Raw genomic sequence first — 18,158 nt, 5'->3', positions numbered from 1 at the left:
ATCACCTCCTGTTATCGTTTACACCATTCATTCTATCATACTTTTTTTCAAAGTCAAGCACTTTTTATCATTTTCCTTCAAATTCTGTCATTTTTCTTATTTACAGAATTTTTATTGCAAGATAAGGACCTTTATGGTAGACTATTTAAGTAAGTATTGGAAGATTACTCAAGAGGCTTAAGAGGCCGTGTTGGAAACGCGGTAGGCGTGTAATAGCGTGCGTGGGTTCGAATCCCATGTCTTCCGTGGAAAAAAGATTATTTTTAGGATGCGACAAATGTTGTATCCTTTTTTCTATCCTTTTTTAAAATAGGGTCTGTTTGTGACTCCCTTTTTAGCAAAAGAATGCAAAGGAATACCAAAGATAAAAATAAAAAACGTTGATTTAACAACGTTTTACCAAGGAATGCAAAGGAATAATGGAGCCGGTGGGAGTCGAACCCACGTCCAAACACCTGCCAACATATTTGTCTACAACCATAGGTTATGTATTATTTTAACAGCCCCTCGACACATAACTCAAGTCTAGAAACTGCGAGTCTATCAATCTCTTATCAAGCCGCTAGACAAGGCTTAATCGTATCTCGCTAATAATAAGACCTGTCATTGAACACGAGCAATCCAAATCGGGTCACGCCTGCTGGTTTTTAGGCAGCTAGAGCGTAAGAAGTGTTATTTTTTGCAGTTATATTTAACTGAGCGTTTACGTCGCCACACGAGTCGCAAAATATGCCTCATAATGCCTGTCGAATCCGTAACGACCCCAAAAGACAATAAAACTATTATACCTTATCTAACACAAAAATGCAAAAAGAAATCACATACCTAAAAAAGATACTATTCGAGAAATTTAGCAAACTGGGAGACTAACTACAATTTTCTCAGTGCATAACTTTACGATTATGAATAGAACTTACGAAATCCAATTAACACATACCTAAGATGAAGCTATCTGTTTTGAAGAAATTCACGAAGAGAATTATTCTAAAATACTTTCAGATGAGAATTTTCCTACTCTCTTTGTTTCAATTCATTTGAGTTTAAAAACAATAAAATCAATCCTTATATTATTCGGACTACTTTTCACTTATTGCACCAAAATATAGTAAAATGAAATAAGAATAGGACGAATAGATCAGGACAGTCAAATCGATTTCTAACAATGTTTTAGAATTAGAGGTGTACTATTCTAGTTTCAATCTACTATAAATAGGTTTCATTCGAACTTTAATAGACTATGAAAACCAGTGGAACTTACCCTGACACGGAATTCCACTGGTTTTTTCGATTTTTACCAGATTAACTTCTACTATTTTTAGCTGTGAAAATTAGTTTAGGACTTTAACTTATTTTCAATCTTCTAATCTAAAGGCCACTTCTAGTAAAGAAAAATCAGGGTTCTCCTGACTTTTACTTAGCTAATTCTCTTTCTCGTTCTTTCATTATTTTATGATTTTCATACAAACGGGATAAGAACTTAGAAATTTCTTTTAAGATAGAATAGGTTGGCACTGCGACAATCATTCCAACTACACCATAGATATTGCTTGACAACAAAAGTAAAACTAAAATCGTGATTGGATGAACCTTCATAACACTTCCTACGATTCGAGGATATAAGATATTGCCATCTACCTGCTGAACAACAAGCATATAAATCACTGCAATCAGCATTCTATGGGGATCAGTGAATATATTTGCAATAATCATAGGAATCAAACCAATACTTGGCCCCACATAAGGAATTAAATTGGCTACACCAGAAAAAATAGCAAAAACTAAAGCATATTTTAAACCAATAATACTATAGCCAATATAAGCCAAACAACCTATAATGATTGCGTCAATCGAAACTCCACTAATATAGCGAGCAATCGTCGCATTCAAATTCTTTAATAAGCCTGCAATATGCAAGCGATCCCTCTTTAGAATCGTTCTTTCAAGCATGGGCAAGAATTTATGTCCATCTAGTAAGAAATAAACCAAAAAAACTGGAGTCATAATCAAAATCAAAACAGTACTGATAAGAGCTGACAAGACGCTCCCCACACTATTTGATACGCTATTTAGGATATTTTGAAGAATATCAACATAGGATAAGTTTAACTGCTGAATTGTAGCTTCTACATCCAAATTCTGGAGCGCAGGATAATTAGATAAGTCTATGATTAAGTCTTGTACTCGACTATAAATAGTTTGACTAGATATAATCAAACTAGATAACTGATTAATCAAAATAGGTAAAAGATAGACAACACCTACGACCATTCCCCAGACCAAAGCACACAAGGTAATTAAAATACCAAGCAAACGATTGAGTTTACAGACTTTATTTAAGAAAGTAACAATAGGGTTTGTCAAATAATAAAGAAACCCCCCTAATAAAAATGGAATCATAATTGTATTAAGCACGCTAACAAAAGGGTTAATCAAAGACCCCATCTGTCTCCATAGGTAAAATATGATTGTTAAGAGTAAAATTTCTGTGGTCCAAAAAAATAATTTATTTCTACGAAACATGAGTTACCTCCCTCACTCTATTTTACCATATTTTCAAAAAGCTTAACGGATGAATTATTAAAGCAAGAATATTTTTTTTCTTTATGATAGAATAAGACTACTATGAAAAAAATATTTTTAACTTTATTAACTGTCTCCCTTTTAGGAGGTGCTTCTACTGCTGTTGCTCAAGATTTTACCATTGCCGCTAAACATGCGATTGCTGTTGAGGCAAATACTGGTAAAATTCTCTATGAGAAGGATGCAACGCAACCTGTCGAAATTGCTTCCATAACAAAATTGATTACTGTTTATCTAGTCTATGAAGCTCTGGAAAATGGAAGTATCACACTATCCACCCCAGTAGATATTTCTGATTATCCTTATCAATTGACGACAAATTCTGAAGCCAGTAATGTTCCTATGGAGGCCCGTAATTATACTGTCGAAGAGTTGCTTGAAGCAACTCTGGTATCTAGTGCCAACAGCGCCGCTATTGCCCTAGCTGAGAAAATTGCTGGCTCTGAAAAAAACTTCGTTGATATGATGCGAGCAAAACTCTTGGAATGGGGAATCAAAGATGCCACTGTTGTCAATACAACTGGTCTGAACAACGAGACTCTAGGAGATAATATTTACCTGGGCTCAAAAAAAGATGATGAAAACAAGCTCAGTGCTTATGATGTCGCTATCGTTGCCCGCAACCTCATCAAAAAATACCCACAAGTTTTGGAAATCACCAAAAAACCTTCTTCTACTTTTGATGGGATAACAATCACTTCAACCAACTACATGTTAGAAGGTATGCCTGCTTACCGTGGTGGTTTTGATGGACTGAAAACAGGAACAACAGATAAGGCTGGAGAGTCTTTTGTTGGTACTACTGTCGAAAAAGGCATGAGAGTCATCACAGTTGTTTTAAATGCAGACCATCAAGACAATAATCCTTACGCTCGGTTTACAGCTACATCTTCACTAATGGATTATATTTCTTCTACATTTACACTTCGCAAAATCGTTCAGCAAGGCGATGCCTATCAAGATAGCAAAACCCCTGTACAAGATGGAAAAGAAGATACGGTCACTGCAGTGGCCCCAGAGGATATCTATCTAATTGAACGTGTTGGGAATCAATCTTCCCAATCTGTTCAATTCACACCTGATTCCAAAGCAATCCCAGCACCACTTGAAGCTGGAACAGTGGTTGGCCATTTAACTTACGAAGACAAGGACTTGATCGGTCAAGGTTACATCACCACAGAGCGCCCTAGTTTCGAAATGGTTGCAGACAAGAAAATTGAAAAAGCCTTCTTCTTAAAAGTTTGGTGGAATCAGTTTGTCCGCTTTGTTAACGAGAAATTATAAAAAAATCGCGATTTAAACCGCGATTTTTTTTATTACAAATTCATCTTCAAAGTTCTTGATTTTGAGTAGATCTAATGCTCAATGAAAATCAAAGAGTAAACTAGGAAGCTAGCCGTAGGTTGCTCAAAGCACCGCTTTGAGGTTGTAGATAAAGCTGACGTGGTTTACACTTTGATTTTCGAATAGTATCAAAGTCCTTGATTTTGAGTATATCTAAAATCAAATTTTACCCAACTGACCCTTCCATCTCATAGCTAATCAAACGGTTCAGCTCAACAGCATACTCCATTGGAAGCTCTTTTGTGAAGGGCTCCACAAATCCCATAACAATCATTTCTGTCGCTTCTGATTCTGACAATCCACGACTCATGAGGTAATACAATTGTTCTTCTGAAATCTTAGAAACCTTAGCTTCGTGTTCCAAAGCAACTTGCGAGTTGTGGATTTCATTAAATGGAATAGTATCTGATGCCGACAAGTCATCCATGATAATGGTATCACATTCAATGTGAGAAACAGATTTCTTAGAGTTCTTGTTAAAGGTTACTTGACCACGGTAGTCAACCTTTCCTCCGCCTTTAGCGATGGATTTAGACACGATAGACGAACTGGTATGTGGAGCATTGTGAATCATCTTGGCACCAGTGTCCTGGTGTTGCCCTGCATTAGCAAAGGCAATAGAAAGCATAGTACCACGCGCCCCTTCTCCATCTAGGCAAACAGATGGGTATTTCATGGTTGTTTTGGCACCCAAGTTTCCATCAATCCACTCAACAGTCGCATCTTTCAAGGCTTTGGCACGTTTCGTTACCAAGTTATAGACGTTGTCAGACCAGTTTTGAATGGTTGTATAACGCATATAAGCTCCTTTTAAGGAAAAGATTTCTACAATGGCAGCATGCAAGCTGTTACTTGAATATGTTGGCGCTGTACAACCTTCAACGTAGTGGACACTTGCTCCCTCATCAACGATAATCAAGGTACGTTCAAACTGACCTGTATTTTCGTTGTTGATACGGAAGTAAGTTTGAAGTGGAATATCCACTTTGACCCCTTTTGGTACATAGATAAAGGTTCCACCTGACCATACTGCCGAATTGAGGGCAGCCAACTTATTATCTGTTGGTGGTACCAACTTAGCAAAGTATTGTTTAAACAAATCTGGGTATTCCTTGAGAGCAGAATCCGTATCTGTAAAGATAATACCTAACTTCTCAAATTCTTCCTTCATGTTATGGTAAACTACTTCGGACTCATACTGGGCAGAAGCTCCAGCAAGATAAGCACGTTCAGCTTCTGGAATCCCAATACGTTCAAAGGTTTCTTTAATTTTTTCAGGAACCTCATCCCAGGAACGAGCTGGTTTATCAGATGGTTTTTGGTAGTAGATTAAGTCATCAAAATCAATCTCTGATAAGTCTGCTCCCCAAGTTTGCATGGGCATTTTTTTGAAGGTTTCATAAGACTTCAAACGGAATTCTAACATCCACTCAGGTTCTCCCTTGGCAGCTGATAGTTCACGAATGACATCCTCATTCAATCCTTTTCCTGTCGATAGGACAGGCTCTACATCATCATGGAAACCAAATTTATATTCACCAAGATCAATTGGTTTTGGTTCTACTCTTTCTTCAGCCATAATATCCTTTCTTTCATTCTTCATTTCTACTGATTCATAAGACAAAAGAAGATCGTCTTATTTGTTATCTTGATTTTCAATTGTTTTCTTAAGGGCATTCCAAGCTAGGGTTGCACACTTGATTCGTTGAGGGAATTTAGCAACACCTGACAAGAAGGCTGCGTCTCCAAGACTATCTTGTCTGTCATCTTTTTGCCCTTGAACCATTTCAGAAAAAATGGTCGCAAGTTCTAAAATTTCTTGTTTGGTTTTTCCTAAAACTGCATCTGTCATCATGCTGGCAGAGGCAGTTGAGATGGTACAACCTGAGTTTAGAAAAGCGATATCTTCCAAACGGTCCTCTGCATCAAACTTGACAGAGAGATTGATAACATCCCCACAGGTTGGATTGTTGAGACTGATTTGCTCAGCATCTTCCAAATTCCCTTGGTGATGTGGATTTTTCGAATGGTCCGCTACCACTGCCATATAAAGGCTATCTAGTTTAGAAAGTGCCATTGAAAAACTCCTTTGTCTTTTGTAAGGAATCGACTAGCTTGTCGCAATCTGCCTTGGTATTGTAGATATAAAAACTTGCACGAGCTGTTGCTGAAACTTCCAAATACTGGAGCAAGGGTTGCGCACAATGGTGACCTGCTCGAACAGCAACTCCTTCATAATCCAGAGCCGTCGCGATGTCGTGCGGATGAAGGTCGCCTAGGTTAAAGGCAATGACACCTGAACGTTGAGCCAAGTCCTGCGAACCGTAAATGGTCAATCCTTCAATCGCCTGTAATTTTGGATAGACATATGCAATCAGTTCCTGTTCATGGGCTTCGATGGCATCCATACCAATCTTTTCCAGATAATCCACTGCTGCTGCCAGTCCGATAGCACCTGCCATGTTAGGAGTTCCAGCCTCGAATTTCCAAGGCAATTCCTTCCAACTAGCCGATTGTTCGTAGACGAAATCAATCATCTCGCCGCCAAATTCTATTGGAGACATTTGCTCCAGATACTTTTCTTTGCCGTAAAGGACACCTATCCCAGTCGGACCAGCCATCTTGTGACCTGAAAAGGCAAAGAAGTCCACATCCAAGTCCTGAACATCAATCTTCATATGAGGCGTAGATTGAGCACCATCCACCACCATGATAGCTCCAACTTGGTGGGCCATTTTAGTGATTTCTTTGATCGGATTGACCACACCAAGGACATTTGATGCATGAGCTAGGGAGACAAACTTGACTCTATCAGTCAATTTAGCTCGCAAATCATCCATATCCAGAGCTCCATCCTTGAGATAGACATAGACAAGCTCCGCTCCAGTCTTACGGCAGGCTTCCTGCCAAGGAATGATATTGGAATGGTGTTCCATGACGGAAATCAAAACCTGGTCTCCCTCAGTCAAGACTTCCTCAGCATAACGCGCTACCCAATTAAGACTGGTTGTCGTTCCTCTGGTAAAGAGAACTTCCTTTGTAGAGCCTGCATTGATAAACTTACGAATAGTTTCACGAGCAGCTTCATAGGAAGCTGTCGCCCGTTCTGCCAAAGTATGAACACCGCGATGAACATTGGCATTGTCCTGCTCGTAGTAGCGGTTGATTGTTTCCAGAACTGCTAGTGGTTTTTGTGTCGTCGCAGCATTGTCCAGATAGACCAGAGGTTCATCGTTGACAATCTGGTCTAAAATTGGAAAATCCTTGCGAATTGCTTCTACATCTAACATCGGCTTCCCCTTAGCGTTTTGACAATTTTTCTTCGATAGTCGCAATCATTTCATCACGAACTTCCTTGACTGGAATCTCAACGATAACGGAGCCAAGGAAACCACGGACAACCAAACGTTCTGCAGTTGCTTTGTCCAAGCCACGGCTCATGAGGTAGTACATATCTTCTGGATCTACCTGACCGATAGAAGCCGCGTGTCCTGCAGTTACGTCATTTTCATCAATCAAAAGAATTGGGTTAGCATCTGAACGCGCTTGGTCTGAAAGCATGAGCACACGGCTCTCTTGTTGGGCATCTGCTCCCTTAGCACCCTTGATGATGTGACCGATACCATTGAAGGTCAAAGTTGCTTTTTCAAGAATAACCCCATGTTGGAGGATATTTCCGATTGAGTTGCAGCCATAGTTTGTTACGCGAGTGTCAATTCCTTGCACCTGACGGCCACTTGAAAGAGCTACAACTTTCAGGTCAGCATGGCTACCGTTACCAATCAAATCGCTATCAAAGTCAGCAACGACGTTTCCTTCGTTCATGACACCGATTGCCCAGTCAATACTTGCATCGTTGCCTAACTTACCACGACGGCTAATATAGGCAGTAACGTTTTCACCTAGACGGTCGATAGCCGCAAACTTGACTTGAGCACCAGAACGTGCAATGACTTCTACTGTGATATTAGCAGTTGCTTTGGCACTTCCTTCACCGCGTGACTCTAAACGCTCCAGATAACTAATCTTAGAATTTTTACCAGCGATAATCATAATATGTTTGTTAAACGGCACATCGCTATCGCTATCTTGGTAGAAAATACCCTCGATTGGTTCTTTAATCTCAACATTATCAGGAATATAGAGAACAGCACCACTATTGAAATAAGCTGTATGGTAGGCTGCCAACTTATCATCATCATACTTAACAGATGACATGAAGAATTCTTCGATCAGCTCTGGAATTTCTTCTAAAGCTGAATGGAAGTCTGTAAAGACGACACCCTGTTGAGACAACTCAACTGGAATTTGCTCAAAAACAGTTTGCGTTCCTACTTGCACCAACTTCAAGTGGTTATCTAAAGTTGTGAAATCTGGAACATTTACTGATGGCTCGCTTTCTGTAATCGTTCCATCACCCAGATTCCAACGGTGGAATTTGACACGCTCAATAACTGGTAATTCTAAACTCTCAATCTTATCAAAAGCTTTTTGACGGAGGTCAGCCAACCAGCTTGGTTCAGCGTGCATTTCTGAAAAAAGTTTAATATTTTCTTTAGTCATTTACTTCTCCTAAAAGATACGAGGGAATTACAATTCTTCCTTGTAGTCGTAGCCAAGTTCTTCAGCTAGTTTTGCGTATCCTTCACGTTCCAAACGTGCAGCCAATTCTGGACCACCTGAAAGGACAACACGCCCTTCCATCATGACGTGTACCACATCAGGTGTGATGTAGTTCAAAAGACGTTGGTAGTGAGTGATGATCATAGCACCAAAGCCTTCACCACGCATAGCATTCACACCTTTAGAAACAACTTTAAGGGCATCAATATCAAGACCTGAGTCAATCTCATCCAAAAGAACAAAAGTTGGTTCCAGCATCAAGAGTTGAAGAATTTCATTACGTTTTTTCTCACCACCAGAGAAACCTTCGTTGAGGTAACGCTCTGCCATTTCTTCTTTCATGTTGAGCAATTCCATTTTTTCATCTAGCTTAGTAATAAACTCACGAACTGAAATCTTCTCATCATCTTCTTTACCAGCATTCATAGCGGCACGAAGAAACTCAGCGTTAGTAATACCAGGAATTTCTGATGGGTATTGCATAGCAAGGAAAAGTCCCATACGCGCACGCTCATCCACTTCCAACTCAAGGATGTTTACGCCATCAAACAAAACTTCACCTTTAGTTACTTCATAGTTTGGATTTCCCATGATAGCGGCAGAAAGAGTCGATTTACCTGTACCATTTGGTCCCATGATAGCGGCAATTTCTCCTGTTTTCAGGGTCAGGTTAACCCCTTTTAAAATTTCTTTTCCTTCAATCTCAACGTGAAGATCTTTGATCTCTAATACTGACATGATAGTTCCTTTCTTTTTCAAGACCTTTACAGTGCTTACTAGAAACATACTTGATTTCCCTAGAAAGTACGGTAATACTCAATGAAAATCAAAGAGCAAACTAGGAGGCTAGCCGCAGGTTGCTCAAAGCACCGCTTTGAGGTTGCAGATAAAGCTGACGTGGTTTGAAGAGATTTTCGAAGAGTATAAAAGGTCTATAAATATACTTTTATAGTATAACAAAAAAAAGCCTAAAAGGCTTTGATTTTGTCTGGAAGCTGAGGGCTAGTCTTTCCTATTAAAATGCTGATCGATGACATCAACGATTTTGCCCATCACATAACTGACTCGGAAATTTCTGAAGAGTAAAATTGCCCAAAAGGCTGCCATAATATAGCGACCAGTCATCCAAGCTTCATTGAAAAAATAGGTCTCAGCAGCTGTAAACAGCGCCATAATAATAAATTGTTGTTTATTCATAAACTTATTGTATCATGAAATCTTTCTTTAGTCTTCCTCTACCTTCACTTTATCAGCCAAAAATTCAAATCCTTCTGGAATCAGACTTTCTTCTGCTTCTTTTTCAGTTTGAGAAGATTTGGCTTTAGCTGAAAAGGCTGCGCGAACTTCTTTCCATTCCTCCATGGAAATGGCTAAAATCTCAGGTGAAAAACCTGCTGCCTGACTGAGAATGTTGCCAAACATAGTGTTGAGATTGTCTCGTTTCATGGTTTGACCAGCATTGAAGTTAGATTCAAAAGCAAGAATGGCATGGTGTTCATTGGCTGCAACCGGTTGAGAACCAACTAGTAGAGCCTTATCAGGACCTCCAAGACTTTCAATCACCTCTCCCCAGGCATTCTGCAAGCGAATCAGATTTTGACGTGCTAAATCAGGATTTTCGACAGCCTCTTGTAAGATAGATTGAACTTTATTGCGATCCACACGATAGACTGTCTTGCCTGTTGCTGGGCGACTAGGAGTTGGACTAGTTGGCTTGGGCACAGTTCCCACATTGGCGAGTTCTTGTTTGAGACGTGTCACTTCCTGTCTCAGTGCAGAAATTTCATGTTCAACTGCACCAGAAAGAGCTGGTTCGGGCTTGATTTCCGCCAAACGGATGGTCATCATTTCAGCATAAATCTTGGGCTGCAAACTAGACTTAATATCTGCTAAACTCACTGTCGCTAAGCGAATCATTTCAAACAGATTTTCTTGAGGAAGTGCCAAATTTTCTACAAAGACTGGACTATGATGAGTATTTTCTCCCCCTGTTTGAACAATTAACAAGTCTCTTAAATAGTGCAAAAGATCGGTCACAAAACGAGTCATGCTCTTACCATTGTCAAAGAGAAGATTTAAGCAAGCTAATGCTTTGGGAACATCCTGCTGGGACAAGGCAGCCACATAATCATCTAAGGCTGATAGGCTAATAGTGCCAGTAATTTCTTCAGAGATGGCAGTCGTCAGCTCATTTCCCTGTGTCAAACTCAGGGCTTGATCCAAAATAGACAAGGCGTCTCGCATTCCACCTTCAGCCCGTCTGGCAATGATTTCCACAGCCTCTGGCTCAGAACTGATATTTTCTTTTTCTAAGATATAGCGGATATGTTCCTTAATATCCTGTGTTTTAATCGATTTAAATTCAAAACGTTGGACACGGGATAGAATAGTGGCAGGAATCTTGTGCAATTCAGTAGTAGCCAAAATAAAGACCACATTCTGTGTTGGCTCTTCCAACGTCTTTAGAAGGGCATTAAAAGCCCCTGTAGACAGCATGTGAACCTCATCTATGATGTAAACCTTATAACGAGCAAGGCTAGGCGCATAGGTAGATTTATCACGAATTTCGCGAATTTCATCCACCCCATTATTAGAGGCTGCATCCATTTCAATGACATCTTCTAAACTACCGTCCGTCACTGCCTGACAAATATAGCAGTTATTACAAGGTTCACCACCCACTTGATTGGGACAGTTCATAGCTTTGGCAAAAATCTTAGCTACACTGGTTTTTCCCGTTCCACGTGGACCAGAAAAAAGATAGGCATGACTTATTTTCTCTTGTTCTACTGCTTGTTTAAGAGTCTTAGCCACAACTTCTTGACCAACCAACTGGGAGAAGTTTTGACTTCTATATTTTCGATAAAGTGCTTGATACATTAAGATTTTTCCCCAAACATTGTAAAGTCCCATGCTGTCTTTTCAAGCAAAATAGCGACAAATTGTTCCAAATAATCTCGATCCATTGCATCGTAATCCTCAATCTCTGAAGAATCCAGATCCAGAACTCCAAGTAGTTGGCCATTCTTTATCATCGGCACCACAATTTCACTTTTAGCTAGACTATCACAAGAAATATAGTTGGGATAGGTCCTTACATCACCAACCAGGACTGTTTCCTGCAACTCAGCAGCTTCACCACATACGCCCTTGCCTAGTGCAATACGGATACAGGAAACACCTCCTTGGAAGGGACCTAAAACCAATTCCTTTCCATCGAACAAATAAAAACCTGCAAATACGGTATTAGGAAAACGTGATTTTATGAGAGCACTGGCGTTGGAAAGATTAGCCAAAACATTGGTTTCGCCTTCCAATAGGAAGGACAATTCTTCATTTAACATTTGATAACGTGATTGTTTTTCTGATTTTAACATAGAACTATTATATCAAAAAAGGAGCAGAGACAAAAGAAAAAATCCCTTGTTTAGTAAACAAAGGATTTTGTGAATTTTCAATTTGATTAAAGTTCGATATCACCAAACAAATCAGCCATTGAAAATCCTGTTTGTGTTTCTGGAAGTTCGAAATCACGCTTCTCTTGACGTCTTGGACGACGTGGACGAGCAGCACGTTTTTCTTCTTTTTGTCCTTCTTCTTGAGCTGGACGTTCTTCAAGAGCTTTAATAGAAAGTGATACACGCTCTGCATCTGCGTTAACTTCAAGAACTTTAACTTGAACTTCTTGACCAACTTTAAGAGCTTCTTTTGGATTTTCAATACGTTTGTGTGAAATTTGTGATACGTGAACAAGTCCATCGATACCTGGCAATACTTCAACAAATGCACCGAAGTCAGTCAAACGTTTAACTGTTCCTTCTACTACATCACCTTTAGCCAATTTTTGCTCAACACCATCCCATGGTCCTGGTACTGTTGCTTTAAGTGAAAGTGATACACGTCCTTCTTCTTCGTTAAGATCAAGGATTTTCACTTCAATTTCTTCACCAACAGTTACAACTGATTTTGGTGAAACGTTACGTTCATGTGACAATTCAGTCAAGTGAACCAATCCGTCAACACCACCAAGGTCGATGAAAGCACCGAAACTTGTGATACGAGCAACTTTACCAGTTACAACATCACCAACAGCAAATTTACCAAATACTTCAGCGCGAGCTGCTGCTGTAGCTGCTTCAACAACTTCACGACGTGAAAGGATGAAGCGGTTTTCTTTAGCATCAACTTCTTTGATTTTAGCGTCAAATTCTTGACCTACAAAACGCTCAGTGTTACGTACGAAACGAGTATCCAACATTGAAGCTGGGATAAATCCACGAACACCTTCAAATTCTACTGAAAGTCCACCTTTAACGGCACGAGTTCCTTTAACAGTAACAACTTCTTCTTCGCGACCAACAAGTTTGTCCCATGCTTTGCGAGCTTCAAGGCGTTTTTTAGATACAAGGTATGTAACTGTATCAGTATCTTTACCAACTACTTGACGAAGTACAAGAACATCCAATACTTCTCCTACTTTAACAAAGTCATTGATATCTGCATCGCGATCGTTTGTCAATTCGCGAAGAGTCAAGACACCTTCAACACCAGTTCCAGAGATTGCAACGTTAGCTTGAGTCGCATCAACTGTCAATACTTCAGCACTAACAACATCACCAGTCTCAACTTGGCTAACGCTATTTAGCAAATCTTCAAATTCGTTCATCTAAAAAATCCTCCAACAATCAAGTTTTTTCTTAAACTTGACATACTTATAATTTTTTTCCTAAGCACTCGCAAGGACATGTTCATATCGTTCACGTCTTTCAATTATAAAAATAAAATACCCTAAGATATTTTGCTTTTTATCTTGATTATTACCTAAGAACTGGGGTAGCTGGATTCGAACCAACGCATGAGGGAGTCAAAGTCCCTTGCCTTACCGCTTGGCTATACCCCATTGATGAAATGGAGAGAGAGGGATTCGAACCCCCGAACCCGAAGGAGCGGATTTACAGTCCGCCGCGTTTAGCCTCTTCGCTATCTCTCCTACAATCAACATGGACTATTATATCATGAAAATTTCAAAAAAACAAGACTTATTTTGCTAAATTATAATTTTCAATCAAAATTTCCACAGCTTTTTCCAATTTTTTATAAAAACTATCGACATTCCCATTCTTTATGATGGCAAATTGTCCCTCTAATTCGGCAATTTCTCCGATAACTTTTTTACCAATGATCAAGGTATAGCCTTCAAAACTGTCTTTTCCTACATTAACTTTGGCATCTGCTACTTGAATTTCGATTTTTTTATCTTTCTTACTCATTTCATACCTCTCTTCACTTTTTCTATTGTACAAGAAAATCCTAAAACTAGCAAGAAAAAACTCTATATCAGGCTTGTCTGATATAGAGTTTTATGTAAACAACCTCAATCGATTTAGCATAGCTAATAGTTAGTAAACAAGCATAATTGACTATCCTTTTTAGGTTATCAGTGAGTCTCACCACCTACTAACTGCAAATCCTTATCTTTGTAGTCTACAATAGCTTCAATAGCTACCTCTATGCCTCTTACAATATCGCATAGACTCATTCCTGCAGTATTCGGCTTATTTACTACTTGTTCCATCATATATGGAATATGCATGAAACCTGCTCTCATATTAGGGAATTTTTTATCCACTAAATAAAGAGCTTGGTACATCAAATGATTGCAAACAAAGGTTCCTGCACTATTGGACACAACTGCTGGAAGTCCCTGTTTTTTAATAGCTTGTACCATCGCTTTGATAGGTAAACTACTAAAATAGGCCGATGCTCCATCAATACGAATCGGTGTATCAATTGGTTGATTGCCTTCGTTATCAGGTATGCGAGCATCATCTTGATTAATAGCCACTCGTTCAGGTGTTAAGCCGGTCCTGCCGCCTGCTTGTCCAATACAAAGTACAGCATCTGGTTGATATCGTAATATTTCTGCCTCTAAAACTTCTGACGACTTATAAAAAACCGTTGGAATTTCTACCCAGCGAACTTCGGCCCCATTAATCTCAGATGGTAATAATTTTACAGCCTCCAAAGCTGGATTAATCTTTTCACCTCCAAAAGGATTAAAACCTGTAACCAATATTTTCATTTTATTTTCCTTTACTAAAATGCGAGAAAGTACATTAAGAATATGTGAATAACAATCATTACTAGAGCAACACCTGCTTGAGCCTTTATAACGCCATTCTGATCTTTCATATCCATCAATGCTGCTGGTAGAGCGTTAAAATTAGCAGCCATTGGGGTCAATAAGGTCCCACAATAACCTGCTGTCATGGCAAGAGCACCAGCCACAATTGGATTAGCTCCTAGAGTAAATACAAAGGGAACTCCAACACCTGCTGTAATAACGGTGAATGCTGCAAAAGCATTTCCCATAATCATTGTGAATAGAACCATTCCAAGAACATAGGCCAAAACTCCTATAAAGCGACTATCTGAAGGAACAATACCGCTAATCAGATGAGAGATAACATCACCAACACCTGCTACAGTAAAAATAGCCCCCAAAGCCCCTAATAATTGAGGAACAATCCCACTTGTTGAAACTTGCTGAGTCATTCGATTATTTTCTGATAACAGACTCTTAGGGTGACTATTGGTAATCACAAGAACAGAAATTGTAGCAAACAAGGCGGCAAGGCTAATCGAAATCTTGCTAAATTCTGGAATCATTTGCGCTAAGACCAACGCAAGTATTGCCATCAGCATAACTGGAATAAAAATTTTATTTTTCAACCTGTTAGATTCAATATTGGCTTTCATTTCATCTAAGGATGGCAAGGTTCCGATACGGACTTGCTTAAACAATGTTAACAGCGATAATAGGATTACAATAATACCAATACTCATATTTGGCATATAGGAACCACCTATAAACGTAATAGCCAATAGAGTCCAAAATCCAGATGTCCCAAGTCTAACTGGGTTTGTTTTATCTTTATAACTACAATAGGCTGTATGGAGAAATTGACAACCAATCACAATATAGGTCAACTCTAATAGTTGCTTTGCCAACTCTGTCATTTTTGTTCTCCTCCCCTAGTCTTTTCTGATGTCAATTTTTTATCAAATAAATAATTATAAATCCCCACTACAATAAGTGTTATAACAGCAACAATAATAGATGCAGAAGCAATCCCTGCATAATTGCTTTCATAGCCTAACTGATCTAATGTTCCCCCTATCAAGAGGACTCCCCCAGCACCTACAAACGTATTTTGAGCAAAGAAATTTCCAAAATTTTCATTCGCAGCTGCACGCGCTTTTATTGTCTCATCTTCAACCTCTGTTAACTTTCTACCTAATTGAGACTCTGCTGCTGCTTCTCCCATAGGTTGAACCAAAGGTCTGACAAACTGAGGGTGTCCTCCTAGACGAATTGAAAAGAAACCAGCTAACTCTCGAATAAAGAAATAAACTGTATAGAAGTTTCCAACTGTCAGACCTTTAATCTTTCGAATCAAATCAATTGATCGTTGCTTGAGTCCAAAGGTTTCTGACAGCCCCACAAGAGGCAAGGTAACCATAAAAATCGTGAGCACTCGCTGATTGCTAAATTCTTTTCCCAAAATCTCCAAAAATTCAACAAGAGAAACACCTGAAACTAAAGCTGTAACCAAACCAGCTAAGACTACTGTTGCAATTGTATCAAACTTTAAAATAAAACCCACAACAATGATTGCTATTCCTATTAGCTTAATCCACTCCATATCAAACTCCTTTATATTCAAAATGACAGTATTTTTTAAATTTTATCAAGAGCAATACCATTCCTTATTTAATATGCTTTTCTAGTTCTTTTTGGTATTTGCTATTGGATTCCAATTTTTCTTTTTGCCATTTTTTAAGAGCTTCGTCATATTCTTTTGTTGTAACAATATCTTTTTGCAATTTCATTCCTTTAAAGATATATGGATCCCCCTTAATACCAACTTGTGAGTATGGTTTTGAGAATGGTACTACGTTACTTACAACTGGAGAACCACCAGATGAAGCTGTTGGCATCAATAATGAACTATCTGTCAACCAAGCTTGAGCTTTGGCATATTTTTCATATCTCTTCTCTAGGTCAGTGGTCTCAGAAACAGCATCTTCTAACAATTTCTTATATTGATCCAAACCAAGTTTAGCGACAACATCCTTATCTTTTCCTTTCGTAATACCAAGGTGTTTCATGGCAGAACCAGATTTTGGATCCATAATATTCAAGTAAGACGCTGGATCTTGATAGCTTGGAGCCCATCCTGTACTGTTCAAATCATAGTCTTTTTGAGAAGGAGCAACATTGCCGTATTTATCATTTTCCATCAAACCATCAATAACATTTCCAATAACGTCTGTCCTCGATGTTCGAGTCGCTATACTGTAGCCCAATGATGCTGGATCCACTGCATATACATAAGAAAATGTTGTCGGTGCATCTGCTTCTTTATCAGTTTTTCCACAAGCCACTAAAATAGCTGACGTGCTCAGGACCACTCCTGCTGTTAAGAGCCACTTTTTCTATTTCATAAAAAATCTCCTTTGGTTTATTTTAATCTACTTTTACAATCCAACCTTCTGGCGCTTCAATATAGCCAAACTGAATACCCGTCAATTCATTATATAATTTACGCGTCACAGGACCTACTTCTGTTTCACTATAGAATACATGGAAATCATCACCATGTTGAATACCTCCAATTGGAGAAATAACCGCTGCTGTACCACAGGCACCTGCCTCTACAAAACGGTCAAGATTATCAATTGGAACATCACCCTCAATAGGAGTTAATCCCAAGCGATGTTCTGCCAAATAAAGCAAGGAATACTTGGTAATAGATGGCAAGATAGATGGACTCAATGGTGTTACAAATTCATTATCAGCTGTAATTCCAAAGAAATTAGCTGATCCGACTTCTTCAATCTTTGTATGAGTTGATGGGTCCAGATAGATAACATCTGAGAAATGGCGTGACTTGGCCATTTTTCCTGGTAAGAGACTTGCAGCATAGTTTCCACCAACCTTAGCCGCACCTGTACCATTTGGTGCTGCACGGTCGTACTCATCCTGAATCAAGAAGTTGGTTGGGACCAAACCACCTTTAAAGTAATTTCCAACTGGCATAGCAAAGATGGTGAAAATGTACTCTTCTGCCGGTTTTACCCCGATAATATCTCCGACACCAATCAAAAGAGGGCGAAGATATAAGGTTCCACCTATTCCGTATGGTGGTACGTATTCTTCATTCGCACGGACAACTGCTTTACAAGCTTCTACAAACATGTCTGTCGGAACTTGTGGCATCAAGAGACGGTCACATGTCCGTTGCAGGCGTTTAGCATTTTCATCAGGACGGAACAGTTGAACACTGCCATCCTTAGTACGATAAGCTTTCAAACCTTCAAATGCTTGTTGTCCATAGTGAAGACTTGGAGAAGACTCTGAAATATGCAAAGTTGCATCCTCTGTAAGCTCTCCTTGATCCCATTGTCCATTTTTGAAATGAGCAAGATAGCGATAAGGTAATTTCATATAGGAAAAACCGAGGTTTTCCCAATCAATCGTTACTGTCATATTCCACTCCTTATTCTAAAAACCTATTTCTTATATTCTACACTATTTTTCTAAAATA

The 18,158-nt window shown here is 39.1% G+C and carries 17 protein-coding genes, 3 tRNA genes and 1 other RNA gene; 2 read left to right on the top strand and 19 right to left on the bottom strand.

Features of this window, described 5'->3' with window-relative positions; genetic code table 11:
* Nucleotides 1-158 precede the first annotated feature (158 nt).
* A tRNA-Ser gene (locus tag HT715_RS05575) sits at nucleotides 159-246 on the top strand.
* Between the two features lie 171 nt (nucleotides 247-417).
* Here the strand turns inward: HT715_RS05575 and ssrA are convergent.
* Nucleotides 418-765: a transfer-messenger RNA gene (gene ssrA / locus HT715_RS05570) on the bottom strand.
* Nucleotides 766-1,410: 645 nt separating this feature from the next.
* Complete coding sequence (gene cozE / locus HT715_RS05565) at nucleotides 1,411-2,520, bottom strand: cell elongation protein CozE (RefSeq protein WP_050276847.1); 1,110 nt, start codon at nucleotides 2,518-2,520, stop codon at nucleotides 1,411-1,413.
* 102 nt (nucleotides 2,521-2,622) lie between these two features.
* Between cozE and pbp3 the strand changes: the two genes are divergently transcribed.
* A complete protein-coding gene (gene pbp3, locus HT715_RS05560) occupies nucleotides 2,623-3,864 on the top strand; it encodes a D-alanyl-D-alanine carboxypeptidase PBP3 (protein WP_138707048.1) in 1,242 nt (413 codons plus the stop codon).
* 226 nt (nucleotides 3,865-4,090) lie between these two features.
* On the opposite strand, the gene sufB is transcribed toward pbp3, so the two are convergent.
* The 17 genes from sufB to HT715_RS05475 all read right to left on the bottom strand — a co-directional run bounded on the left by sufB (nucleotide 4,091) and on the right by HT715_RS05475 (nucleotide 18,100).
* Entirely contained in the window at nucleotides 4,091-5,503 is a 1,413-nt protein-coding gene (sufB, locus tag HT715_RS05555) for a Fe-S cluster assembly protein SufB (RefSeq protein WP_000797052.1), read from the bottom strand.
* A 57-nt stretch (nucleotides 5,504-5,560) separates the two neighbouring features.
* Nucleotides 5,561-6,001, bottom strand: a complete 441-nt coding sequence (gene sufU, locus HT715_RS05550) for a Fe-S cluster assembly sulfur transfer protein SufU (RefSeq protein WP_138704864.1) — start codon at nucleotides 5,999-6,001, stop codon at nucleotides 5,561-5,563.
* Nucleotides 5,988-7,214 (bottom strand): cysteine desulfurase, encoded by a 1,227-nt coding sequence (locus HT715_RS05545; RefSeq protein WP_138707047.1) that lies wholly within the window; start codon nucleotides 7,212-7,214, stop codon nucleotides 5,988-5,990. Before HT715_RS05545 ends, sufU begins: the two co-directional genes overlap by 14 nt.
* 10 nt (nucleotides 7,215-7,224) lie before the next feature.
* Nucleotides 7,225-8,487, bottom strand: coding sequence for a Fe-S cluster assembly protein SufD (gene sufD, locus HT715_RS05540; protein ID WP_138707233.1), 1,263 nt, complete (start codon nucleotides 8,485-8,487; stop codon nucleotides 7,225-7,227).
* A gap of 27 nt (nucleotides 8,488-8,514) precedes the next feature.
* Entirely contained in the window at nucleotides 8,515-9,285 is a 771-nt protein-coding gene (gene sufC, locus HT715_RS05535; RefSeq protein ID WP_172922854.1) for a Fe-S cluster assembly ATPase SufC, read from the bottom strand.
* Between the two features lie 264 nt (nucleotides 9,286-9,549).
* The gene (locus tag HT715_RS05530; RefSeq protein WP_001041547.1) at nucleotides 9,550-9,744 is read right to left on the bottom strand and encodes a DUF3272 domain-containing protein; all 195 of its coding nucleotides are present in this window, start codon (nucleotides 9,742-9,744) and stop codon (nucleotides 9,550-9,552) included.
* Nucleotides 9,745-9,771: 27 nt separating this feature from the next.
* Nucleotides 9,772-11,427: a DNA polymerase III subunit gamma/tau gene (gene dnaX / locus HT715_RS05525; RefSeq protein WP_138707237.1), complete on the bottom strand. Its 1,656-nt coding sequence runs from the start codon at nucleotides 11,425-11,427 to the stop codon at nucleotides 9,772-9,774.
* Complete coding sequence (locus HT715_RS05520) at nucleotides 11,427-11,924, bottom strand: GAF domain-containing protein (RefSeq protein WP_000920156.1); 498 nt, start codon at nucleotides 11,922-11,924, stop codon at nucleotides 11,427-11,429. The genes dnaX and HT715_RS05520 overlap by 1 nt, the downstream gene beginning before the upstream one ends.
* 86 nt (nucleotides 11,925-12,010) lie before the next feature.
* The gene (rpsA, locus tag HT715_RS05515) at nucleotides 12,011-13,213 is read right to left on the bottom strand and encodes a 30S ribosomal protein S1 (protein ID WP_001001629.1); all 1,203 of its coding nucleotides are present in this window, start codon (nucleotides 13,211-13,213) and stop codon (nucleotides 12,011-12,013) included.
* 162 nt (nucleotides 13,214-13,375) lie between these two features.
* Nucleotides 13,376-13,447, bottom strand: a tRNA-Gln gene (locus HT715_RS05510).
* A 9-nt stretch (nucleotides 13,448-13,456) separates the two neighbouring features.
* A tRNA-Tyr gene (locus HT715_RS05505) sits at nucleotides 13,457-13,537 on the bottom strand.
* A 49-nt stretch (nucleotides 13,538-13,586) separates the two neighbouring features.
* A complete protein-coding gene (locus tag HT715_RS05500) occupies nucleotides 13,587-13,817 on the bottom strand; it encodes a DUF2969 domain-containing protein (RefSeq protein ID WP_000037111.1) in 231 nt (76 codons plus the stop codon).
* A 167-nt stretch (nucleotides 13,818-13,984) separates the two neighbouring features.
* Nucleotides 13,985-14,629, bottom strand: a complete 645-nt coding sequence (gene pcp / locus HT715_RS05495) for a pyroglutamyl-peptidase I (protein WP_000699369.1) — start codon at nucleotides 14,627-14,629, stop codon at nucleotides 13,985-13,987.
* A gap of 14 nt (nucleotides 14,630-14,643) precedes the next feature.
* Complete coding sequence (locus HT715_RS05490) at nucleotides 14,644-15,567, bottom strand: DUF979 domain-containing protein (RefSeq protein ID WP_138702952.1); 924 nt, start codon at nucleotides 15,565-15,567, stop codon at nucleotides 14,644-14,646.
* Entirely contained in the window at nucleotides 15,564-16,253 is a 690-nt protein-coding gene (locus HT715_RS05485; RefSeq protein ID WP_000454773.1) for a DUF969 domain-containing protein, read from the bottom strand. Before HT715_RS05485 ends, HT715_RS05490 begins: the two co-directional genes overlap by 4 nt.
* A gap of 64 nt (nucleotides 16,254-16,317) precedes the next feature.
* Nucleotides 16,318-17,022, bottom strand: a complete 705-nt coding sequence (locus HT715_RS05480) for a peptide ABC transporter substrate-binding protein (protein WP_050197944.1) — start codon at nucleotides 17,020-17,022, stop codon at nucleotides 16,318-16,320.
* Between the two features lie 55 nt (nucleotides 17,023-17,077).
* Nucleotides 17,078-18,100 carry a branched-chain amino acid aminotransferase gene (locus HT715_RS05475; protein ID WP_138707232.1) on the bottom strand — a complete coding sequence of 341 codons (1,023 nt, stop codon included), beginning with the start codon at nucleotides 18,098-18,100 and terminating at the stop codon, nucleotides 17,078-17,080.
* Between the last annotated feature and the right edge of the window lie 58 nt (nucleotides 18,101-18,158).

Source organism: Streptococcus sp. 4155 (genome assembly GCF_013276695.1).
Taxonomy (GTDB): domain Bacteria; phylum Bacillota; class Bacilli; order Lactobacillales; family Streptococcaceae; genus Streptococcus; species Streptococcus pseudopneumoniae.
This window is presented reverse-complemented; position numbering and strand designations above follow the sequence as displayed.